The organism is Legionella wadsworthii DSM 21896 = ATCC 33877, from assembly GCF_000701265.1.
Lineage (GTDB): Bacteria > Pseudomonadota > Gammaproteobacteria > Legionellales > Legionellaceae > Legionella > Legionella wadsworthii.
This window is the reverse complement of sequence record NZ_KL370761.1, coordinates 352,769-374,887: the sequence shown is the minus strand read 5'-3', so window position 1 is coordinate 374,887 and position 22,119 is coordinate 352,769. Positions and strand designations below refer to the sequence as shown.

Below are 22,119 nucleotides of genomic sequence, written 5' to 3'. Positions count from 1 at the left end.
TGGATACCGCGAACAAGTCGCGGCACGTTGGCAGGGATTTGCCAATGGACTTTGTGAGCATGAGTGCTTTTCGTCTTACCCAGTTTGGATACCGCGAACAAGTCGCGGCACGTTGCAGGGAGTGTTCTAAGGGGCTTTGTGAGCAGGAGTGCTTTTCTTCTAACCCGTTGGATACTGCGAACAAGTCGCGTCACGTTGGCAGGGAGTGTGCCAATGGGCTTTGTGAACAGGGGTGCTGTTCGTCTTACCCAGTAGGATGCCGCGAACAAGTTGCGGCACGTTGGCAGAGAGTGTGCAATGGAGACAAGTTGCGACAGGTTGGCGGGAAGAGTGCAAATGGTGCTGTTAGTAGAGTACTTTTATCTAATCCCATTGGTTGTTGCAATCCAGTAGAAACATGTTAGTAGGCGGGATAAGTAAAGATAACCCTTCTTCTACGTGCCGCGACTTGTTCGCGGCATCCAGATTGATCAAACTAAAAACCAAAATGATATAATGCCATAAAAATAGGATTACATGTTAAGTATAGGATATCATGATGCAACTATTCGACGCCCATTTCCATATTATTGATCATCATTTTGCTTTAATTGCGAACCAATCTTACCTTCCTGAAGAATTTACCGTTGATGATTATCTAAACAGGGTAAAACCGTTGTCCATCATAGGAGGGGCTGTAGTATCGGGATCATTTCAAGCTTTTGATCAAACGTATTTAGTCCACGCTTTACGCAGATTAGGGCCTTATTTTGTTGGCGTGACCCAATTACCGGCTACAAGCAACAATGAGGAAATTATCCAGTTGAACAAACAAGGTATTCGAGGAATAAGATTTAATATAAAACGGGGTGGTTCAGAAACGATAAGCCATTTAAAGGATATGGCTTATCGTATTTATGATCTGGCTCAATGGCATGTGGAATTATATGTTGATTCTTCTGATCTTTCCGAACTTACTGAAGTAATTTTCCGATTGCCTGCTGTCAGCATTGATCACCTAGGATTAACAAAAAAAGGGCTGCCTTATTTATTTAAGCTTGTCGAAAAAGGAGTTAAAGTTAAAGCATCAGGCTTTGGACGAGTTGATTTTGAAGTCATTGATGTATTAAAAAAGGTTGCAGCAATTAATCCAGATGCCTTAATGTTTGGTACCGATCTACCTTCTACCAGAGCCCCTGAACCCTTTAATAACACAGACATCGTCCTAATTTTAGACTCTTTTGATGAATCAATGGCCAAAAAAATTTTAATGACGAATGCTTTGGATTTTTATAAGTTGGAAATAAAAGAGGTATCATGATGTTGGATAGGAGTTCTCCGGGATTGCTTCAGTTTCCCGGAGAGATATTAATAGTCGTATAGGTTTGTTTAAGCGGATACTCGTGAAAAACGGGTGATATCGAAAGCTAGTAGCTTAAAGTAGTCATAAGACATATAAAACTCGCCATCATCCCCAACTGAGGTACCCCACGAGTTGCGTATAAATAATAATCCCTTGTGTTTGACGCCATGATTGTCGACTGCAACAGCATTATCATCATACCCAGTGATAACCATTTCATGAGCGGCATCAACATTTTCAGCCCCTTTGATAATTTCTGGAGTTAAAACCCAACTGTCTTTATAAAACCATGTTTTATATTTGCCTACTGCACCGGCAGTGCCCAGATCCGTACGGGGGAGTAATACAGCAAATACCATACGATCCCCAGCATAAAGCGCTTGTTTTACATCATTTAAATTTTTTTCAGGATCATTTTTCTGAAACATATCAGACCAATTGACTTCTTTACCGATGATGGGTTCACTTAGCGCACTGAATTTTTCCGGCTCCATATAGGATTGATGATCGGAGTAAGTGGGGTAATTTTTCATGCCGCCACAACCATATTTCAGCTGTTTTACTTTATTGATGATGCCGTATTGATTGATTTGTTCAATGACATTAACCGCATAGCTACCATCCCAGCCACTTAAGCCATATCCTTGTTTTTCCAAATAGCTCCCTAACTGTAAATTACACAATTGGCTTATGTAATCACCTTTAGTCATTGCGGCATCAATTGCGGCGGTAACTGCAAATGTGACGCAGGTTCCGTGTATCCCTTGATCTAAAACAGGTACATTACTCATTCCTAATGTGACATTATTGGGTATGGAGGAAGTTACTTTATATGAATTTTTCATTGCAAATTGATGCGAATGTGCTAAAGCATCCTGAGCCCGGCTGGCTAGGAGAGCCTTTGCTTCATCAGAAAGTTGCACGTGCAATAATGTGATGGTTTTTTCTTCTGATCCAGGAACTTTTTGTAACGATTTTGTACTCTCTTGTTTTAGTGTTTGTTTCAGAGTTCCTACAATGGAAACATCTTCAGCATAAGCACCGTTAAGAAATAATGAACTGACAGCCAATGCTTGCATTGATTTAATTAAAAATTTTAAATCCATATTGTCATTCCTCAAGTAATAGTGGATGTTGAATTGTTATTCCTGTTGTCTTTAATGTCAACAATAATCCAACTCTTGTGGTAATAGAACCTGGCTTGATGTCCTTCTTAACTTTATTAACCCTAATTGAATGGGTACAATTAAATTAAAATATTTAGGGGTTGATAGGGATATGTCAATTTTAGATAAAATTTTAGGGAAACCTCTTTCTATAAGATCCAAAGGAAAACAGAAATTATCCGTATTAATTGGCGTCCCAGTCCTTGGACTTGATGCATTGTCATCAACGGCCTATGGGCCAGAAGCCGCACTTACAGTGTTATTATTAGCAGGAGTAACCGGATTACACTATTTCTTTACTGTCTCAATTTTTGTCGTTCTTGTCCTTATGTCTTTATATTTTTCTTACATGCAAACCATCGCCGCTTACCCACAAGGAGGTGGCGCATATGTTGTGGCCAGCGATAATCTTGGCAAAAAATATGGAGTGGGGGCGGCGATTTCATTGATATTGGATTATTTATTGAATGTGACTATTGGCATATCCGCAGGTGTTGGGGCCATAGTCTCGGCTATTCCTGAATTACAACCTTATACATTAATTCTATGTCTGGTTGTTCTGTTACTGCTCACGTTAGTTAATTTACGAGGAATTCGTGAAACAGGAATGCTTCTTGTCATACCAGTGATTCTTTTCATCGCATGTATACTCATCACTTTATTTATTGGATTATTCAAGGTATGGATGACCGGTGGCCATCCCCCTCTTGTTCATCAGATACCAAGTACGGTTTCGGACTCTACCCAAACACTAACTTATTGGATGCTGTTAACTGCTTTTGCAAATGGCTTAACTGCGATGACCGGTGTTGAAGCGGTGAGTAATGGCGTACCTTTATTTCGAAAGCCAGCTGTTAAAAATGCACAGTGGACTTTAACATTTATTGTAGTCACACTTGCTGTTTTTTTAATTCTTATTGGCTATTTGTGTCCGGCTTATCATATACAAGCTATGGATCAAGATAAGCCAGGTTACCAAACAATACTTTCACAGTTAGTAGAAGCTGCAGCAGGTAAAGGTATTTTTTATTATATTGCGATTGCCAGTATTTTTGCAGTCCTGGTTAATTCAGCACAAACCAGCTTTTCAGCATTTCCAAGGGTTTGTCGTTTTCTAGCTGAAGACAATTATTTGCCTCATTTTTTTGCTGAGCGGGGCAGACGATTGGTATATTCTGTTGGGATCATCATACTGTCTTTTTTTTCTGGCGTTCTTCTCCTTGTATTTAAAGGAATTACAAATAATCTCATTCCGTTATTTGCAGTGGGCGCATTTAGCGCTTTTCTATTTTCTCAGATTGGTATGGTAAAGTATTGGCTAAGAGATGAAAATCGAAAATCCAGATACAAATTAATAATTAATGCAGCGGGCGCTTTGACTACTGCTATTGCGCTACTTATTATAATAGTAACAAAATTTCTCCAAGGTGCTTGGTTAATCATTTTGCTGGCGCCTCTATTAGGCTACTTAATGCATCGTATTCAGCATCATTATGAAAAAATTGCCTTGGAAATTGAAAAACCCATAAAGATTAATCCCCGCTCCCTAGAAATACCTGTCGTCATTATTCCAATACATGGGTTGGATTTAATGGCAGAGAAGGCCATTCAATTTGGAATGTTGCTTTCAGAAGATATAACTGCTGTCTATATCGATACAGGTAATAATGAGGTTGGGCATTTACAACAACTTTGGCATGAAAAAATAGAACAACCCGCCATAAAATCGGGCAAGAAAAGCCCTCAGTTAAAAATTATAAAATCACCCTACCGGCGCATTTTTTTACCGTTACTGAATTTTGTGAGAAAAGTAAGAAAAGAGAGGAAAAATAGTCTTATTGCCCTTATTATACCCGAGTTGGTTGAACCCAAATGGTATGAGTATTTGCTTCATAATATCCACGCTCCAGGATTACGGGCTTTACTCTTTTTAGAGCGCGATCCTCGTACCATAGTGATAACTGTTCCATGGTACTTACGTGAAAAATAAGGATGAATTGATGAGACAATTTGAAACTTTATTTCAATTGATGAAAAAACCCCTGGTTATTATGCTCTATGCAATTTTGGTTATTTTGGCCTATTATTTTGTAGATAAACCGTTAGCAAACTATTTTTATCAATTGGATCTAAGAACGAATTTACCCTTTTTAGCACTATTGACTGCTTTGGGTAAATGGATTGCTTATGTTGTTTTGTTTTTTTTCGCTGGATTGTATTTTCGGTACATACGTGTAAATGCAGTATATGAAGCGCGCTCTTGGTATTTATTTGGTTGTGTACTTTTAGCGAATTTAGTTATTTTGGTTTTAAAAGTTGCTCTAAGCCGTGCGCGTCCTGAATTGTTATTCTCCCATAATGAATTTGGATTTTATTGGTTTCAATTCAAATCAAATTATTGGTCATTCCCTTCAGGACACACGACAACACTCATTAGTCTGGCCGCAGGATTGGGCGTTCTCTTTCCTCGATATTTCTATGCGTTCCTTGTTGTGGCCCTGTTTATTGCTGCAACAAGAATTTTATTATGGTTTCATTACTTAAGCGATGTATTAAGTGCTTTTTATATAAGTCTGTTGGTTGTAGGATTTTTTACTGAATATCTTAAACGGAAGAATTGGTTCAATAAAATGGATTGTGCTATGCGATAACTAAAACTTTTTAGTGGATGAGTTTTAACAGTATCGATCCAGAATAACCAATCTAGGGAGAGGTTATGACTATAGAGACTGAATTAAAAACTCTGGTTAGCATTTATGCCAGTTATGACAAAGAAAAGAATAATTATCAAAGCGATTTGAATAAAGAAGCACTTTTACGACTGGATGCTGATTTTATTAAATTAATGAATAAATTATTACTTAAAGATGGTCCCGAAAAATCAAAAATAAGAAAAAATTATAAAAGCTTATCTTTATATCTTCATCCGGATTTGATAGATAAATTCAATCCGGAAGTGAAATGGTTAGAAGAAAACCTATCCGAACACCGCAATGATGGATCTTGTTTCAAAACATTGTCGCTTTGTTATGGAAAATTAACCTCTCCCCAAAGTTTTAAACCCATCCAATTTGATGAAATCACAACACGGGAAGATCTTCAAAAATGGCTAGAAAATCTAAGAAACACCTCCAGAACATTTACGGAGCGTAATTTTTATGTAAGTCTTTTAGGTTTACTCGACAAATCGACTGGTTATTTTGATGAGGTAGGAAAAATCAAACCTAAGGGACTAAGAGCATTAATATCATTTCTCCCCATGGTTTTTATCAGTTTTGGAACATTTGTTTTCGCGGAGGAATTATTTGCTGTTTATGCATTGTATTTTGCTTTATTAAAGAGCGGTCAATATTTAGAGGGTAGTGATTCGAAACAATTGCAAAAACTGGGTCATACTTTACAATCAATTAGTATTGTTTCTGCTACAGCGACAACGACATTATTGGCTCGTTTAATGGAACTGACGTTTTGGGCTTCTCGACAATTTTATGAAACGAGTTTGCAAATCGGTTCTACCCTCTTAACTCCTTTACTGTGCGCTCCATCTGATGTAAAAGAAGAAGGTATCGCAGAGGAAAATCTATGTCGTGAATTGATTCTTGCAAGTCAGAACCAGGGTTCAAGCGCGACTTTTAAAACACCTCAATTAAAGATGATTGCAGCACCTATAGAATCGTGTTTGGGGTTGTTAGAACAGCAATTTTTTAGAAATTGGCGAGCCGGAGGTGAAAAGTTTCGTGCTTTAGATGCATTTTTGCTCCGACTACGGGTATTTGATAAAGATGAGGATTTAAAAGTTGATGAAAAAATTGTGAAGGCACACGAAGCTTTAGAAACAATTAAAAAAAATTCTCTTGTTTACACTGAAGGTGGGAAAACTGCTTTAGCAGTAGACCGAGCCTCACGCGTGATCAGTCTTCTGAAAGAAAATTCTGTGACGCAGGCCGAGGGAGGGTATGTTTTTTAAAACAGGAATTGTCTATTTATTTATCAGAATTTCTTGTTCTTAATACGTAGTTATTTCGAGCTAAATTAGAAATAAACCTTGAATTGAGCAGGGAATCTCTGGCAAGATGCGTTAGTTTTGATTATCCAGTGAGGAATTATGAAAATTCTCGTGGCAGTGAAGCGTGTAATCGATCCCTATGTAAAAATAAGGGTGAAATCGGATCTTTCAGGAGTTGAAACACAAAATATTAAAATGGCAATGAATCCATTTGATGAAATTGCTGTAGAAGAAGCCTTACGTTTACGTGAGAAAAACTGGGCAACAGAAGTAATTGCTGTCAGTATAGGTAATGACAGCGCGCAAGAGACCTTACGGCATGCCTTAGCATTAGGAGCCGATAGAGCAATTCTGGTCCGGACTCAGGATTCACTTGAAAGTCTAAGTATTGCAAAGATTTTAAAAAAAATAATCGATGAAGAGAACCCTAATTTGGTCCTGATGGGCAAACAAGCCATTGATGGGGATAACAACCAAACACCCCAAATGTTGGCTGCTTTATTAGATTGGCCACAAGCTACCTATGCTTCCAAGATAGAAACCAAAGACAATCATTTAGATGTCATCCGCGAAATTGATGGGGGTTTAGAGACAATAAGTGTGCATTTACCAGCGGTGATAAGTACTGATTTACGTCTCAATGAACCACGTTATGCCAGTCTTCCCAATATTATGAAAGCGAAAAAGAAACCTCTTGATATCAGGGAATTAGATACTCTTGGATTGTCACTCAAAAAGCACATTGAAGTAGTAAGTATCACCGCACCTACGACACGCAGTGGAGGCGTGATGGTTGAATCGGTGACCGAATTATTAGATAAATTACAGCATGAAGCCAAAGTGCTTGATAAGGGGGAGTAATGAGCACTTTAATACTCGTAGAACATGACAATAAAAAATTACATGCATCCACTCGTAATGTCTTGGCTGCTGCATTGGAATTAGATAATAAGCCGACATTACTTGTTGTGGGGCATCAATGCACTGCAGTTGCAGAACAAGCCGCTACGCTTGCAGGAGCACATGCAGTTCTGTGTGTTGATCATCCTTGTTACGAGCACATTTTAGCAGAGCCTATGTGTGATTTAGTGCTTTCAATGGCACACTCTTATAATGCGATATTAGTTCCTTCCAGTACTTTTGGAAAGAATATAGCTCCGAGAATCGCGGCACTATTGGATGTGGCACAAATTTCTGACGTGATCAAAATTATAGATAAGGACACTTTTGAACATCCAATCTATGCCGGAAATGCTCTGGAAACAGTTCGATCTCTTGACCCAATGAAAGTGTTAACCATTCGCACAACTGCATTTAATCCTATCACTGGAACTCAAGACCCTTGCTGCATTGAAACCATCAATAAAGAATTTAATTCCAATAAAAGTGAATTTATCAATCATGAGTTAAGTAAATCGGAGCGTCCTGATTTAGGAAGTGCAAAAATTATTGTTTCTGGAGGAAGAGGACTGCAAAGTGCCGAGAAGTTTAAGCTAATTGAAGAATTGGCTGATGCACTCGGAGCTGCTGTGGGAGCATCCCGTGCTGCTGTAGACGCGGGTTTTGTTCCTAATGATTATCAGGTGGGGCAAACCGGAAGGATAGTTGCACCAATGCTTTATATTGCTGTAGGAATTTCTGGAGCAGTTCAGCATTTAGCAGGGATGAAGGACTCTAAGATCATTGTTGCAATTAATAAGGATGAAGACGCCCCTATTTTTCAAATTGCTGACTATGGTTTGGTTGGTGATTTATTTGAACTCGTGCCCGAGTTAATAGCACAATTAAAAAACCGATAGAGGGGAGAAAGTATGTTAGTAGGTGTTCCAAAAGAAATTAAACCTCAAGAAAACCGGGTAGGCCTTGTTCCTTCTAGTATTAGGGAAATTATAAGAGTAGGAAGCTCTGCTATAGTAGAAAAAGGTGCTGGTCTGGGGATTGGTATCTCCGATGATGATTATCGACATGCTGGAGCAGAGGTAGTTGATAGTGCGGATGAAGTATTTGCTAAAGCGGATCTCATTGTCAAAGTAAAAGAACCTCAACCCATTGAGTGCAAACGTCTTCGTGAAGGCCAAACCTTATTTACTTATTTGCATTTAGCACCAGATCCTCATCAAGCACGTATGCTGAAAGAGTCTGGGGTAACTGCCATTGCATATGAAACAGTAACTGAGGATGGAGGTGGTTTACCTTTATTGGCTCCGATGTCCCAAGTGGCTGGGCGTATGTCGATTCAGGCTGGAGCACATTGCTTAGAAATGGCTCAAGGTGGGAGTGGGATTTTATTAGGAGGAGTTCCAGGTGTCGCTGCGGCAAATGTGGTTGTTATTGGTGGCGGCGTAGTAGGTACTAATGCGGTACGTATGGCTATGGGTATGGAAGCTCGGGTGACAGTTCTTGATCGATCCTTGCAACGTTTAAATGAGTTGGATTTTCAATTCGGATCAAAAATCAACACCGTTTATTCTACCGCGGATGCAATTGAAAAATATACAACTCGTGCGGATTTGGTTATAGGTGCAGTATTGGTGCCTGGTGCCGCTGCTCCAAAATTAATGACCCGTTCAATGCTCAAATCAATGCGGCCTGGTTCTGTACTGGTGGATGTAGCAATTGACCAAGGTGGATGTTTTGAAACAAGTCGTCCTACAACACACCAGGAACCTACCTATGTTGTTGATAATGTGGTTCATTATTGTGTCGCTAATATGCCTGGCGCTGTACCAAGAACATCTACTTTTGCGTTAAATAATGCCACGCTGCCATTTGTTTTAAGCATCGTTACAAAAGGAGTGAAGCTGGCTTTACTCAACGACCAGCATTTACTGAATGGATTAAACGTTCACCAAGGTAAAATTACCTTTGAAGCCGTTGCTCGTGATCTCGGATATGAGTACACACCTGCAGCAATCGCGTTAGCGGGCAGATAGATCGATTATTCTTTACATTCTATAGCCTAGGGGAAGCTCCCGCAGAACCCTAGGTTTCAAAACGGAATTCTCCAGTCTATTCAAAAGATTTCTTAGACTCAATATTATAGAACTTACATTTCAAAAGGATGTAACGCGAGAATTCGAGCCAATTATTGGTAGAAATTTGTTCTATTTTCTATTCTATATTAATTCAATTCACGTGATAAAAATCTTGTTCCAATCTAAACTGATCATGCTCAGCCAAATAGTATTTTAATACCGTCTCTCTTACCCTCTCCCCCTTAGGATAGAGGGAGAGGGGGGAGCGACTTACATCAGTTCATGCTACTATGACGATAGGGGATCAGAACAAGCTTTCCTCAACAGCAGGAAGTTGTTGCGAATCATTACTTGCATTAAATACGGGAGTGGGATCCTCTTCAGCTGGAACTTCTTTATTACGAAAATACTCAATGATTCCGTTTGCTTGATTAGGACGTGCTAACAAGCCGCTATTTGGATCGATGCGGACTGCTACCACATTTTCCGGTTGTTTTAGGTCATGCTCAGGTTTTCCTTTCAAAGCAACCTTCATAAAATCGATCCATAAAGGTAACGCAAGCCCGGCAGCATATTCATGTAAGGACTTGGGATTATCAAAACCTACCCAGGCAGTCGCTACAAGATCCGAGTTAAATCCAGCAAACCATGAGTCCACTTGATCATTGGTGGTACCCGTCTTACCTGCGATGTCCTGGCGATTAAGTACTCGAGCTGCGCGTGCAGTACCATGCTGGATGACATCTTTCAAAGCAGTATACATTAAAAAGTTAATGTCTTCAGGGATGACGCGTGGGGCAAGCGTGGAGTGATCTACATTACTGTTGCAGTTATTACAAACAATGGTTGGTTTGGCTTGCAATAAAATCTTACCTTCTGTGTCAGTAATCCGATCAATGAGATAGGGTTCGACTTTATAACCGCCGTTTGCAAAAACGGCATAAGCCGCAGCTAAATCCATGGGACTTACTGATAAACTACCTAAAGCTAAAGACAGCCCTTTAGGGAGTGTCTTCTTGTTAAATCCAAAACGTGTCAAAAAATCAATGGTGTAGTTGATACCAATATCATCAAGAATACGAATGGAAACCAAATTTTTGGATTGGACCAGGGCTTGCTTTAAGCGTGTGGGGCCATTGAATTTAAGATTCACATTATGAGGACGCCATAAATTAGGCTGACTTGGATCATCAACGACAATAGGGGCATCATTAATCAAGGTTGCCAGAGTATAGCCATTATTTAAAGCCGCAGCATAAACAAAAGGTTTAAAACTGGAGCCGGGTTGCCGACTTGATTGCGTTGCGCGGTTAAATTTGCTTTTTTGGAAATTAAATCCACCAACCAACACCTCTATCGCACCATTTTTTGGATTGAGTGCGACCATTGCTGATTCAGCTTCAGGAATTTGTGCTAATTCCCAATGATCTTTAGTTGAATGAACATAGATAATATCTCCCACTGCAACAACCTGCATGGCCTTGGAGGGTGATTTTCCTACCCAACCATTTTTAAGTGCAGGCCTTGCCCAAGATAAACCTGACCAAGGGATAAGAATGGTTCGTCCGCTTTGCAAGATAGCTGTTGCTTCTTTTTCTTTTACTTCAGTAACTACTGCTGGCAGAAGATGGTTAAGTTGCGGATATTTTTCCAAATTCTTTTGAATGATCTCTAAGGATTTACTGTCTTTCTCACCGATAGTGGCGACAGGCCCCCGGTAACCATGGCGGTGATCATAAGCAATTAGATTTTTTTCGACTACATCGTTCGCTGTATTTTGTAGATTTCCATCAATGGTGGTGTAAACTTTATAGCCTTTAGTATAGGCATCGGGGCCAAAATTATCATATAGGGACTGACGGATCATTTCAGCAACATAAGGTGCTTTTACCTCGATAGGTGTGCCGTGATACCTTGCAGTGATGGGTTGGTTGATGGCATTTTGGTACTGTTCTTCGTTAATATAATGTTCTTCCAATAAGCGCTCTAATACATGATCCCTCCGTTTTTTCGCTGCCAAGGGATTTGCAATGGGATTTTGTGTTGATGGTGCTTGAGGAAGGCCTGCTATCATGGCCAATTCAGATAAGTTTAATTCTTTGAGCGGCTTGCCAAAATAAACCATAGCCGCTGCACCCACGCCATAAGCACGATTTCCCAAATAAATCCTGTTTAGGTAAAGCTCGAGAATTTTTTCTTTACTCAATTCTCTGTCTATTTTGATGGCCAGCATGATTTCATTAAATTTACGTAAAAAAGTCTTTTTACGACTCAAGAAAAAATTACGAGCGACCTGCATTGTAATGGTACTGCCGCCTTGCGATTTGGTTCCTGTTTTTACCATACGTACAGCCGCACGGCCCAAACCTAAAACATCCACACCAGGATGTTCAAAAAAACGCTGATCTTCAGTGGCAATTAAAGCATGAACCAGCATAGGGGGTATTTCATCATAGGTGACGGGAATTCGCTTTTTTTCACCATATTCTTGAATAAGCAGGCCGTCCTTACTGAAAATTTGTAAAGGCACTTGCAACTGGACTGTTTTCAATGAATCGACATTGGGGAGTTGGCTTTCAAGATAGAGGTATATCAGACTTCCTGCCACAATTAAAACAAAAGACAGGCTCATCAGCGCCCATAGACCTTTACGCCAGAAGTATGCCATTTTCATAGAGTCATAAGCTTTTAAATGAAATTTGGCGGGTATTATACAGTGATTCTTCTCAGGATTGCGAGTTTTGTGCAAAAAAGAAGATAGTTTGAACCTGTTTTTGGTATTTCATCAGAATTTTAAAAAAATCTATGAAACACCAAAAATGCAGATTTGAGAATCAGTCTATTGTCTTTATTCTTTGATCATTTTGGAACGATTGTCTTCGATGTCTTCTTCTGTGGGCAAGGGTTGAGATGTGGAAGTCATCTGTTGGTTAGTTTGTTGGGGAAAAAATCGAGGATTTCCTGTTCTTTGGAGCATATGTAATCCAGCAAATGATCCTAATAAGGGACTATAGGTTGGGAAGCGTCTCGCAAAAGAATCAATTTGAATTTTTTGCAATTGTACTTTCGTTTGCTCTAATTCTTCTTTTGTTTGGGCCAATTCTTCTTTAGTCTTAACTAATTCCCTGGATTGTTCCTCTAGCATAACTTGCTGGGTTTTATTTTTTTGAGTTAATTCCTGGAGGTGGGGCTCTAAATCTGATTGAGAAGCTCTGAGTTGCTCAAATTCTAGTGTGCGTGCTTCTGTCTTTGCATTTTGCGTTTCTAATTTTTGCTTGTAACTCTCTAACTCAAGTTTTAAAGCTTCTTTTTCCGATTCTTCTGACGTTTTTTTTAATTTTTCATTTTGATACTCCAGATAAATTTGCTGTTCCAAACAAATATTGGCAGCAATTTCTTTAAGTTCATCATTTGAATCGTCAGTCGTCATATGAAGGACGAAAAGAACCTCATCAATGAGTAATTGACCTGAGTTACAATATTTACCCCCTACATAACGATCGTTTAATAAACCATTTAAATCTTGGGTCTTCGATCCTTTGGAGTTTGTTAAGGTGACTGTATATTTTGTGTTTTTATATATCGACAATAATTGACGGAAATCAATAAATAACTGAGTTAAATGTTCTTGAAGCCTTTGTAGCTCTTTCTGTTCAAAGGGAATTTTTCTATCGTATTGCTCTTTTAAATAACTAATTTCAGTTAACAAAAAAGACAGGAACTCTTTTCGAGCTTGATATCCTCCAGTACACGCATTAATTCTCCCTTCTAAAAATAAAGCGAAATTGGTCTTTTTGTCTTGTATAATTTCTATAGCGCGTTCGTGAGATTTTTTTTTCCGCAATGTAGGTCCAGTTGAAGCAACAAGTTTGTCTTTAACTTCGATATTGTCTTGGCTGTCATGATAGCGGACTATAACAGTTGCTAATGCATAAATTAACTCTTCTAACCTAGTCATGAAAATCTCCTTTTCAAATCATAAATGCGAAATCCCCTAACAAGTTGGTTTTTCACTATATTAAATGTTTTTGATGAGTGCAAGTTGTAATGACTAAATGTTAATGATGATAAAATATCATCATTTTTTATAATTTTATAAAGCAGAAAACAGTGTAATTTTTTAAGAGGTTACGTTAACATCAATATATGGTCCAAGTGGAGTCTTTTGCATGCAGGGAAGTATCAAGGGAATAAGAAACATGCTTCAATTGTTTCAGCCCAAGCATCGTTCAATTCTCGGAATAGACATCACATCTATGGCTGTTAAAGTCTTAGAAATATCAGGCCAAAACGATTCCCTAGTCATAGAGAATTATGGTCGAGAAGTATTGCCCGCTCATGCGATGGAGGGGAATACCATTAAAGATATTGATGCGGTTTCCCAATGCATTAAAAAAGTAATTGATAGATTACATACGTCGTGCACGCAAGCTGCCCTGGCAGTTCCTGACTCTTCAATAATAAGTAAAGTAATACAAATCAATGAGGGATTAAGTGATGCGGAAATGGAGGAGCTCATTGTCACAGAGGCGGATAAATATATTCCCTATCCCATAGATGAAATTAACCTTGATTTTGAAATCCTGGGTCATTCTGAAAAAAATTCAAATTTGTTAGATATATTAATAGTAGCTTCTCGAGCTGAAAATGTGAATCAGAGGGTTGAAACTGCAACGCGAGCCGGCTTGAATGCTGTAGTGATCGATGTTGAATCTTATGCGGTGGAACGGGCAGCACAACTTTTGGCAAAGGATTTGCCTGCATCTGGTCAGGACAAAACCATTGCCATTATTGATATAGGGGCCTGTTATACGCATTTATTTGTGCTTCATGGAATGAAATTAGTTTATTCTCGGGAAGAAAAATTTGGGGGTAAACAATTAATTGATTCAATCGCAGAACATTATAATATGACATTGGAACAAGCAGTTCTTGCAAAGGAAAGTGCTGATTTACCCGCAGATTATGAAAAAGAAGTTCTGGAACCTTTTAAAGAAGATATTTTACTGCAAATCAAACGAACTTTGCAGTTTTTTTATTCTACAAACCAGGATGGGGATGTAGATCATATTTTATTATCTGGAGGATTAGCCACTTTACCTGGTTTGCTGGATCTCGTCCATGAGCGGTTGGGATTGGGTACCACAATTGCTAATCCATTCCTATACATGACTCCAGGTAAAATGGTGCACTTGGATTCTTTGAATCATGATGCACCATCTCTTTTGGTAGCTTGCGGCTTGGCATTAAGGGATATAAAGTGAGATCATATGACGCAAATTAACCTCCTTCCCTGGCGAGAATTAAAGCGGGAGCAGGAGAAAAAACTGTTTACTACGATGTTATTTGCCTGCGTTGTCATAGCTGGGGTTGTTGTTTTTTTAATTAATTCTTATGCTTCAGGTCTGGTAAGCAATCAAATCACACGTAATCAGATGCTTCAGAAAGAAATAAATGCCTTGAGCGCGCAACTAACGGAAATAAAAAATTTGCAAAAAGAAAGAGAAATGCTGATATCGAGAATGTCTATTGTTCAACATTTACAATCCACGCGAACTTTAATGGTTCATTTATTTGACGAGTTGATTAATGTTTCTCCCTCAGGTATTTACTTAACCCTTGTCGAAGGTAAAAGCGATTTGATTACAGTTTCAGGCTTTACCGAATCGAATACTTTTGTTTCTATATTAATGACTAATATAGAAAATAATGATTGGCTTCATAATCCCGTTTTAAGTGAAATTAAGAAGGAAGAGACAAATAAAGAAAAAAACAAAGATAAAGATAAAAAAGAAGTCATTGCCAATGAATTTAAATTGAATTTTTTACTTGCTCCTCAATTTCAGATCGGGTTAACGCTATGAATGGAATTAACCTGAACGAATTAACTCTGGAAAATGTAGGCCAATGGCCTTTTATAGTAAAAATTTGTGTCTACATCGGTGTCAGCCTATTAATCATTGCTTTAGGTTATTGGCTCATCATAGAAGATAATTTTACTCAATATAATAAATTACAAGGGCAGGAAGCCACCTTGAAAACAGATTTCGAAAACAAACAACGCCAATTGTTTAATTTGCCAGCTTATCGAGTACAACTGCAAGTGATGAAAGAAAAATTTGCACTGATGCTCAAGCAGCTACCAGAAAAAAACCAAATGCCTGGATTATTGGAAGAAATTTCCAAAACTGGGGTCGCTTCAGGCCTAAGATTTGATTTGTTTGCCCCACAACCAGAAGTGGTGCACGATTTTTATGTTGAATTACCAATTAAAATTGCGGTAGTTGGTACTTATTTTCAATTAGCCATGTTTATAAGCAGGGTGGCTCAAATGAACCGAATTGTAACCTTGCATGACTTTACAATTGAAGGGGTGTCTTCCAAAGATCAAAAAGCTGCTTCGGGAGATGAATTAGTGATGAATATCACAGCTAAAATATATCGATATCGCACACAATGATGAACCAAAAACGTAGAATTGGTTGTATTTGTTCGTTAACGTTCTTACTGATCGCATGTTCCGACGGCAATGAGGACCTGGTACGATATATCAAGGAAGTCAAACATAGAAAAACTCGAGATATCGAGCCGATACCTTCATTTACGCCTTTACCTTCATTTATGTTTCCTGATAATGGCAATAGAAGGAACCCATTTAAACCAACAACACAGCCAAAGCAAGAAGTGGATTTGAATGCACCCGATCAAAATAGGCCCAAAGAACCTTTGGAATCGTATCCCCTGGATGCTTTAAAATTTGTGGGAACATTAAATCAGGGTAATGACATATGGGCTTTAATTAAATTGCCTAACTCAGACATTACTCATATACGAATTGGGAATTATATGGGACAAAATTATGGGCGTATTGTGTCTATAAAAAATAATGCAATTCAATTATTAGAAACAACGAAAACTTCAGGGAAGTGGGAAAAGCATTTAACAACAATTGAATTGTACACTGGGAAGTAGGAGAAAAAGTGCGGAGAATAACTGCTTTATTTATATTATTTTGTTTAAGCCTTGGGGTAGCTTTTGCGCAAGCGAACCCTCTGGTTTCTGTTAAAGTCATCCCTTTACCAGAAGATAAGGTGCGAATGGATCTGGTATTTTCGCAACCATTGAAGCAAGAGCCTGCAAGTTTTGTCACCCAGACTCCACCCCGTATCATTCTCGATTTTATTGGCTCCAATTTAGAGTTGCCGGTCAAACAGAAAACAAAAGAAATTAAAGTGGGCTCACTAAGTAAGTATACTGTTGTCGCAGTAGGAAGCCGTGTTCGGGCAATATTGGATTTAAAATATGCGGTTCCCTTTGTAGGCTCAATTTCTGGAAGGGTTTACACCATCATTTTAAATGGCAAAAACAACGAATTATTCAAACCCACAAGTGAGCTTCTCATTACACACCGTAATGTCAGAACACGTTATGAAATCAATCACTTTGATTTTCGAGGTATTGAACGCCAGGGTGGAAGGGCAATTGTCGATATTTCCGATACGAGCGTCCCAGTCGAAGTCGAAGAGCATGGTCAAGAAATTCTCATTAAGTTCTTAAATACCAAAATTCCCCAAGGTTTAAGAAAACGCTTCGACGTTTCTGATTTTCGTAGTCCTGTACAATTTGTTTCTTTTCAACAAGCGGGAAAAAATGCCCACATGACTTTATTGAATCGTGGAGGGTTTGGACAAAATGTTTATCAGGTCAACAAGCAATTCATGATCGATGTCTTACCTTTGACTGCCGAAGAAATACAACAGCAAAAACTAAAAAATAAAGTGTTTTCTGGGAAAAGAATTTCTTTGAATTTTCAGAATATTAGTGTACGGGCTATCTTGCAGTTATTAGCTGATTTTACGGGCCTTAATATTGTGGTAAATGATCAAGTTCAGGGAAATATGACACTTAGATTGAACAATGTACCATGGGATCAAGCCTTAGATATAATTTTAACCACACAAAAATTAGAAAAGCGCCAAACCGGAAATGTAATATTGATTAGTAATGAAGGTGTCTTTGAAAAAATGGAAGCCGATCAATTGGCAAGGCAACAAACAATTAAGAAAAACGAACCTTTACGCTCTGAATTAATTCAAATTAATTATGCAAAAGCAAGCGAGCTTGCGGTTTTAATCAAAGACAAACAAAATTCTTTATTATCGAAAGATGGCACCATAAGTGTGGATCCACGTACTAACACACTTTGGATTAAAGATACTGGAAGCCAAATCGAAGTAGTCCGTGAATTATTAAAAGAGCTGGATGTCCCTGTAAAACAAGTTCTGATTGAAGCTCGTATTGTGGAGGTAACCAAAGATTTCGCTCAAGACTTAGGTATTCGTTGGGGTGTATCTAAACCACCACATTTAAGTGGAACATTATCTGGGGCTAATCAATTAGCCCAAGGTGTAGCTCCTGCAGACGTGACACCATTTACTGATCGATTAAATTTGGATTTGGTTGCTGCTCCTCTAACCGGTGCAAATCCGGCTTCTGTTGGGATTGCTTTGGCTCAATTGGGAGATGGTATTCTGCTTGATTTAGAGCTTTCCGCTTTGGAAAGTGAAGGACTTGCTGAATTGATTTCCAGTCCAAGGCTTATTACCGCAAACCAACAAGCCGCTGTAATTGAGTCAGGACAAGAAATTCCTTATCAGGAATCTACTTCCAGTGGGGCCACAGCAGTAGCATTTAAAAAAGCAGTATTAAGCTTAAGGGTAACTCCTCAAATTACACCTGATGGTAAGGTACTTATGGAGTTGAAGGTTAATCAGGATAGGGCCTTGCCTAACTTAACCTTTAACGGGGTTCCAGCTATTGCAACCAAAGAAATTCAGACAAATGTACTAGTAACAAATGGTCAAACTATAGTACTTGGGGGTATTTACGAACAAGATAAAAGTAAGACAATCACTAGAGTTCCATTTTTTGGCCAATTGCCTGTAGTGGGTAATTTGTTTAAAAACACTCAAATTGGTCTTAGGAATGATGAGTTGCTTATATTTATAACACCAAAGATTATAACCAATTCATTATCCATTACGGCTATAGAGGGGAGAAAACCGATTAGGTTTGATGAAAAATAAATTAATAACCTTTATACTAAGAAAAGATGCGAATTATTCTTTAAGGTTAGTTTAGCAAAATGACTTTATCTCTATTTTTTAATAAGTTATTTGGCTATTTTTTTTGCTGATTGGCTTTATAGGTTGATTTTTGCAGCGTTTTTTATTTATGTAGTTATATAATTTAAATGATTAAGAGTAAATAGTTATAAAATATGTTCATTTGTTGTAGAATAATGGGCGGGAATTTCTAACTGCGAGAAATACAGTTAGGATTGGGCCCCAAATATCACTACTTTGGCTACAGATTAATTTAATTTTCTTGCTAAGTGAGAAGTTATTTCGGACTCAATCTTTAATTAACATGACATTTCAGTTAAAGAGGTATGTAATAAAAAATGAGCATAGTTAAAGTACGAAATATTTTTCTCATCGGACCCATGGGTGCAGGTAAAAGCACTATAGGTCGTGCTTTGGCAAAGGAGCTCAAATTAGAATTTTTTGATTCAGATGAAGTTATAGAAGAACGCGCAGGCGCTGATATATCCTGGATATTTGATATTGAGGGTGAAGAGGGATTCAGAAGGCGCGAACAAAAAGTCATTGAAGAATTAACTCAAAAGACCAATATTGTTCTGGCCACAGGTGGTGGTGTCGTCATTACTCCAGAAAATAGAAATGCACTCGCCGGACGAGGAACTGTAATTTATCTTAAAACCTCATTGCAACAACAATTCGAAAGAACGAAGCGCGATACCAAACGTCCTTTACTGCAGACTAATGACCTAGAGGGACGATTAGAATTATTAAGGGATGAGCGTGAGCCCTTTTACAATGAGTTAGCTGATGTTAGTTTTGAAACAGATAAATTAACTGTCAAAGCTGTTGCTAATAATATTATAAAATACATTTATGGCGAACTTTGAGCAATATGGCCAAATTGATGTTTCCTTAACGGAACATCAATATCCCATTATCATCTGTCGCAATGGCTTGCAAAATCCAAATTTACTGCGAACCATTGTCACATCTTCACAGATTCTAATTGTGACAAATAAAACCATCGCCCCTTTATATTTAGAGCATGTTCAATCTGCTTTTAAGGGGACGCAATGTGATAGTTTGATTTTAGAGGATGGGGAACAGTATAAAAACGAAAAAAGCCTTTATGCTATTTATGATGTATTAATCCAAAAAAAACACCATAGAGATACGACGCTTATCGCTTTGGGCGGCGGTGTGATTGGTGATATCACAGGATTTGCAGCATCAACATATCAGCGTGGAGTAAAATTTGTACAAATCCCCACAACTTTACTGGCACAAATCGATGCTTCTATTGGCGGAAAAACTGGCATTAATCATATTTCTGGTAAAAATATGATTGGTAGCTTTTATCAACCTCAGGCAGTAATTACTGATTTGATGACTTTAGAAACGCTACCCGAAAGAGAGTTTCGAGCTGGTTTGGCAGAGATGATAAAATATGGTCTTCTTTCTGGAGGTGATTTTTATAACACACTCCAGAGGGCACTCCATGAGGGGTTAACGGCCCAGAGTCCTCTGTTAGCCCAATTAATCCTTGAATGCTGCAGGATTAAAGCTCAATATGTAGAAACCGATGAAAAAGAAGCAGGTCAGCGCGCTTTATTGAATCTTGGCCATACATTTGCTCATGCTTTGGAAACCTACACGCATTACAAACAATGGTTACATGGTGAAGCTGTAGCGATAGGGTTATACTGTGCGGCGGTGTTATCCCTGGAAATGCAGTTAGTTGATAAGGAATTTGTATTACAAGTGGAACAGGTATTACAACTGGCGGGGTTACCCCATAAAATTCCAAAAAATATTGATTTGATCCTTTTAAAAGATTTAATGAAATCAGATAAAAAAATAAAAAATCAATGCTTACGTTTCGTTCTGATTAAAAAGGCTGGTGATTGCTATCTGGAAGCTGGAGTAACAGAGAACTGTTTGTATAATGCACTTGATGCAGCTGTAGAGGAGAATAAAAATGAAAGAGGGAATGATTCAGTCTGAAGGAACGGCTGTAATTCAACCAAGGATATTGTTTAAACCTGGATCTTGGTTATCGAAGATTGATTTCATTAATCATTTAATTCTATTCAACAATGTGCTCATTACCGTTCTAGCAGAGAAAGAAGGCGGCAAATCCTCCTTTAATACTTTGCTACAAAGCAATTTAGATCCACAAGTCAAATCGGTTTCAATCACAATGAAACCCTCGTTAAAGCTGGAAGATATTCTTAAAGACTTTGCTCATCAATTGGATCTTGATTCTGAAGAAAATCCTCGATTAAGTTCCCTGGTCAATCAAATTAACGAGCGAAAAGCACATGTATTATTGCTCATAGATGATGCCCAAAATATACCTGAGTCATTCATTAAAGATGCAATGCACGAGATAAAGAATCAAGAAAACTTTAGTTTTTTTCATCTTTGTCTTCTATCTGATTATTCCATTGTTGCAACTCTTAATAATTTGGTAAGTTCCTTTTTTGATAATTTAGTTCATACCATTGAATTGGGTTCTTTAAATGAAAGCGAAACAAGAACTTATGTATTGCAGCGGGCTATGGCAGCACATCTAATTCACAAGCCTTTAACTGATGCCCAATTGAAGCAATTTTATCAATTGACTAAGGGAAATGTTGCAAAAATTAACAGCAACCTGGAGCCTTTCATTTATAATTGCACCAATTCTAAGAAAAAAGAGCCGTCTAAATGGTCAAAAAAATTTGGGATTGCGGCCAGTGTCACTTTGATTGCCGGATTTATTGGTTTTTATTTTGCTCAAAATTATGATTTACTCGCTTTATACCGAATGAAAACAACCTGTCTTAGACAACATGAGGCCGCCAGTCAATTAACAAAACTGGAACCACAACCTGAAATTTTAGTCAGTCAAATTCCTTCTTGGGAAGATTCTTCTACTCGCCAAATAGTCTTCAATTCTTTGCCGAAAAAACAAGTTTTAGGCGATCTTGAAGAGGAGCTGCCCAATAATACTGTGGCAATTATCGATAAGGTGGTTGTAATTCCTAAACTGGAATTGAAAAATCTAGCCCAACAAGAGCCCAGGATACCTGATACGGAAATAAAGCTGCAGAATCCAGAAGCGGATCTCAAACGAGAGTCAAAAGCCGTCGAAATACCCACGCCCAAGCAACATAAAAAAACAAATTCCAAATCAGTACTCAAATCGAATCGATACACAATACAAATAGCCGCAAGCCATAATAAAAAGTATATAGAACGTTTTCAGAAGAGTAATCAAATGCTTGCCAGAAATGCTAAAGTCAGGCATTTCACCAATGCAAAGGGCATTTGGTATGTGCTTACTTTAGGAGAATATGACAATAGAATGGAAGCGCAGCGTAATCTATCAAAATTACCATTGCCATTAAATCAATTAAATCCCTGGGTGCGACCTGTATCAAACTTTGGCTAATTTATATTGATCATTCTTTATCCGAAATTCATTCTTTAAAAGAATTTCAAGGGTGTAATTGGAGATATTAATCAGATTTTCTTTGAATTA

General features: G+C 38.2%; 19 protein-coding genes. 16 read left to right on the top strand and 3 right to left on the bottom strand.

Annotated elements, in window-relative coordinates; translation table 11 throughout:
* Together BU07_RS17480 and BU07_RS0116090 are read left to right on the top strand one after the other, a co-directional pair.
* Window positions 1-404, top strand: a 404-nt coding sequence (locus tag BU07_RS17480) for a hypothetical protein (protein ID WP_211249051.1), incomplete at its 5' end; no start/stop codon positions are given.
* A 131-nt stretch (window positions 405-535) separates the two neighbouring features.
* A complete protein-coding gene (locus BU07_RS0116090; RefSeq protein WP_031567857.1) occupies window positions 536-1,300 on the top strand; it encodes an amidohydrolase family protein in 765 nt (254 codons plus the stop codon).
* Between the two features lie 68 nt (window positions 1,301-1,368).
* Here BU07_RS0116090 and BU07_RS0116085 read toward each other — a convergent pair whose 3' ends face one another.
* Window positions 1,369-2,448, bottom strand: a complete 1,080-nt coding sequence (locus BU07_RS0116085; protein ID WP_031567855.1) for a C1 family peptidase — start codon at window positions 2,446-2,448, stop codon at window positions 1,369-1,371.
* A gap of 172 nt (window positions 2,449-2,620) precedes the next feature.
* Here BU07_RS0116085 and BU07_RS0116080 point away from each other — a divergent pair, with 172 nt between their 5' ends.
* From BU07_RS0116080 to ald, 6 genes are all read left to right on the top strand, one after another.
* The gene (locus BU07_RS0116080) at window positions 2,621-4,498 is read left to right on the top strand and encodes an APC family permease (protein WP_031567853.1); all 1,878 of its coding nucleotides are present in this window, start codon (window positions 2,621-2,623) and stop codon (window positions 4,496-4,498) included.
* Between the two features lie 10 nt (window positions 4,499-4,508).
* The gene (locus tag BU07_RS0116075) at window positions 4,509-5,159 is read left to right on the top strand and encodes a phosphatase PAP2 family protein (RefSeq protein ID WP_031567851.1); all 651 of its coding nucleotides are present in this window, start codon (window positions 4,509-4,511) and stop codon (window positions 5,157-5,159) included.
* Window positions 5,160-5,224: 65 nt separating this feature from the next.
* Entirely contained in the window at window positions 5,225-6,475 is a 1,251-nt protein-coding gene (locus tag BU07_RS0116070) for a hypothetical protein (protein ID WP_051635634.1), read from the top strand.
* A gap of 138 nt (window positions 6,476-6,613) precedes the next feature.
* Window positions 6,614-7,375 carry an electron transfer flavoprotein subunit beta/FixA family protein gene (locus BU07_RS0116065; RefSeq protein ID WP_031567847.1) on the top strand — a complete coding sequence of 254 codons (762 nt, stop codon included), beginning with the start codon at window positions 6,614-6,616 and terminating at the stop codon, window positions 7,373-7,375.
* Window positions 7,375-8,313: an electron transfer flavoprotein subunit alpha/FixB family protein gene (locus BU07_RS0116060; RefSeq protein WP_031567844.1), complete on the top strand. Its 939-nt coding sequence runs from the start codon at window positions 7,375-7,377 to the stop codon at window positions 8,311-8,313. Before BU07_RS0116065 ends, BU07_RS0116060 begins: the two co-directional genes overlap by 1 nt.
* 12 nt (window positions 8,314-8,325) lie before the next feature.
* Window positions 8,326-9,447, top strand: a complete 1,122-nt coding sequence (gene ald, locus BU07_RS0116055; protein WP_031567842.1) for an alanine dehydrogenase — start codon at window positions 8,326-8,328, stop codon at window positions 9,445-9,447.
* Between the two features lie 346 nt (window positions 9,448-9,793).
* Here ald and BU07_RS0116050 read toward each other — a convergent pair whose 3' ends face one another.
* Together BU07_RS0116050 and BU07_RS0116045 are read right to left on the bottom strand one after the other, a co-directional pair.
* On the bottom strand, window positions 9,794-12,163 hold the full coding sequence (locus tag BU07_RS0116050) for a penicillin-binding protein 1A (protein ID WP_031567840.1): 2,370 nt from the start codon (window positions 12,161-12,163) through the stop codon (window positions 9,794-9,796).
* A 174-nt stretch (window positions 12,164-12,337) separates the two neighbouring features.
* Window positions 12,338-13,447 carry a hypothetical protein gene (locus tag BU07_RS0116045; protein ID WP_051635633.1) on the bottom strand — a complete coding sequence of 370 codons (1,110 nt, stop codon included), beginning with the start codon at window positions 13,445-13,447 and terminating at the stop codon, window positions 12,338-12,340.
* A 241-nt stretch (window positions 13,448-13,688) separates the two neighbouring features.
* On the opposite strand from BU07_RS0116045, the gene pilM reads away from it, so the two are divergent.
* The 8 genes from pilM (at window position 13,689) to BU07_RS0116005 (ending at window position 22,029) form a co-directional block, all read left to right on the top strand.
* Window positions 13,689-14,753 carry a type IV pilus assembly protein PilM gene (pilM, locus tag BU07_RS0116040; protein WP_031567837.1) on the top strand — a complete coding sequence of 355 codons (1,065 nt, stop codon included), beginning with the start codon at window positions 13,689-13,691 and terminating at the stop codon, window positions 14,751-14,753.
* A gap of 6 nt (window positions 14,754-14,759) precedes the next feature.
* Window positions 14,760-15,353, top strand: coding sequence for a PilN domain-containing protein (locus BU07_RS0116035; protein ID WP_031567835.1), 594 nt, complete (start codon window positions 14,760-14,762; stop codon window positions 15,351-15,353).
* Window positions 15,350-15,949 (top strand): type IV pilus inner membrane component PilO, encoded by a 600-nt coding sequence (locus BU07_RS0116030; protein ID WP_031567833.1) that lies wholly within the window; start codon window positions 15,350-15,352, stop codon window positions 15,947-15,949. The genes BU07_RS0116035 and BU07_RS0116030 overlap by 4 nt, the downstream gene beginning before the upstream one ends.
* Window positions 15,946-16,461, top strand: coding sequence for a pilus assembly protein PilP (locus BU07_RS0116025; RefSeq protein ID WP_031567831.1), 516 nt, complete (start codon window positions 15,946-15,948; stop codon window positions 16,459-16,461). The genes BU07_RS0116030 and BU07_RS0116025 overlap by 4 nt, the downstream gene beginning before the upstream one ends.
* Before the next feature lie 8 nt (window positions 16,462-16,469).
* Window positions 16,470-18,575, top strand: a complete 2,106-nt coding sequence (locus BU07_RS0116020) for a type IV pilus secretin PilQ (RefSeq protein ID WP_031567829.1) — start codon at window positions 16,470-16,472, stop codon at window positions 18,573-18,575.
* A gap of 377 nt (window positions 18,576-18,952) precedes the next feature.
* Complete coding sequence (aroK, locus tag BU07_RS0116015; protein ID WP_010653139.1) at window positions 18,953-19,480, top strand: shikimate kinase AroK; 528 nt, start codon at window positions 18,953-18,955, stop codon at window positions 19,478-19,480.
* Window positions 19,467-20,597 (top strand): 3-dehydroquinate synthase, encoded by a 1,131-nt coding sequence (gene aroB, locus BU07_RS0116010; protein ID WP_031567827.1) that lies wholly within the window; start codon window positions 19,467-19,469, stop codon window positions 20,595-20,597. The genes aroK and aroB overlap by 14 nt, the downstream gene beginning before the upstream one ends.
* Window positions 20,572-22,029 (top strand): SPOR domain-containing protein, encoded by a 1,458-nt coding sequence (locus BU07_RS0116005; RefSeq protein WP_031567825.1) that lies wholly within the window; start codon window positions 20,572-20,574, stop codon window positions 22,027-22,029. Before aroB ends, BU07_RS0116005 begins: the two co-directional genes overlap by 26 nt.
* Window positions 22,030-22,119: the final 90 nt, after the last annotated feature.

Bases quoted from the DNA above. Each gene is read 5' to 3' on its own strand.
- BU07_RS0116090 (WP_031567857.1), top strand. From the start codon at position 536: ATGATGCAACTATTCGACGCCCATTTCCATATTATTGATCATCATTTT.
- BU07_RS0116085 (WP_031567855.1), bottom strand. From the start codon at position 2,448: ATGGATTTAAAATTTTTAATTAAATCAATGCAAGCATTGGCTGTCAGT.
- BU07_RS0116080 (WP_031567853.1), top strand. From the start codon at position 2,621: ATGTCAATTTTAGATAAAATTTTAGGGAAACCTCTTTCTATAAGATCC.
- BU07_RS0116075 (WP_031567851.1), top strand. From the start codon at position 4,509: ATGAGACAATTTGAAACTTTATTTCAATTGATGAAAAAACCCCTGGTT.
- BU07_RS0116070 (WP_051635634.1), top strand. From the start codon at position 5,225: ATGACTATAGAGACTGAATTAAAAACTCTGGTTAGCATTTATGCCAGT.
- BU07_RS0116065 (WP_031567847.1), top strand. From the start codon at position 6,614: ATGAAAATTCTCGTGGCAGTGAAGCGTGTAATCGATCCCTATGTAAAA.
- BU07_RS0116060 (WP_031567844.1), top strand. From the start codon at position 7,375: ATGAGCACTTTAATACTCGTAGAACATGACAATAAAAAATTACATGCA.
- ald (WP_031567842.1), top strand. From the start codon at position 8,326: ATGTTAGTAGGTGTTCCAAAAGAAATTAAACCTCAAGAAAACCGGGTA.
- BU07_RS0116050 (WP_031567840.1), bottom strand. From the start codon at position 12,163: ATGAAAATGGCATACTTCTGGCGTAAAGGTCTATGGGCGCTGATGAGC.
- BU07_RS0116045 (WP_051635633.1), bottom strand. From the start codon at position 13,447: ATGACTAGGTTAGAAGAGTTAATTTATGCATTAGCAACTGTTATAGTC.
- pilM (WP_031567837.1), top strand. From the start codon at position 13,689: ATGCTTCAATTGTTTCAGCCCAAGCATCGTTCAATTCTCGGAATAGAC.
- BU07_RS0116035 (WP_031567835.1), top strand. From the start codon at position 14,760: ATGACGCAAATTAACCTCCTTCCCTGGCGAGAATTAAAGCGGGAGCAG.
- BU07_RS0116030 (WP_031567833.1), top strand. From the start codon at position 15,350: ATGAATGGAATTAACCTGAACGAATTAACTCTGGAAAATGTAGGCCAA.
- BU07_RS0116025 (WP_031567831.1), top strand. From the start codon at position 15,946: ATGATGAACCAAAAACGTAGAATTGGTTGTATTTGTTCGTTAACGTTC.
- aroK (WP_010653139.1), top strand. From the start codon at position 18,953: ATGAGCATAGTTAAAGTACGAAATATTTTTCTCATCGGACCCATGGGT.
- aroB (WP_031567827.1), top strand. From the start codon at position 19,467: ATGGCGAACTTTGAGCAATATGGCCAAATTGATGTTTCCTTAACGGAA.
- BU07_RS0116005 (WP_031567825.1), top strand. From the start codon at position 20,572: ATGAAAGAGGGAATGATTCAGTCTGAAGGAACGGCTGTAATTCAACCA.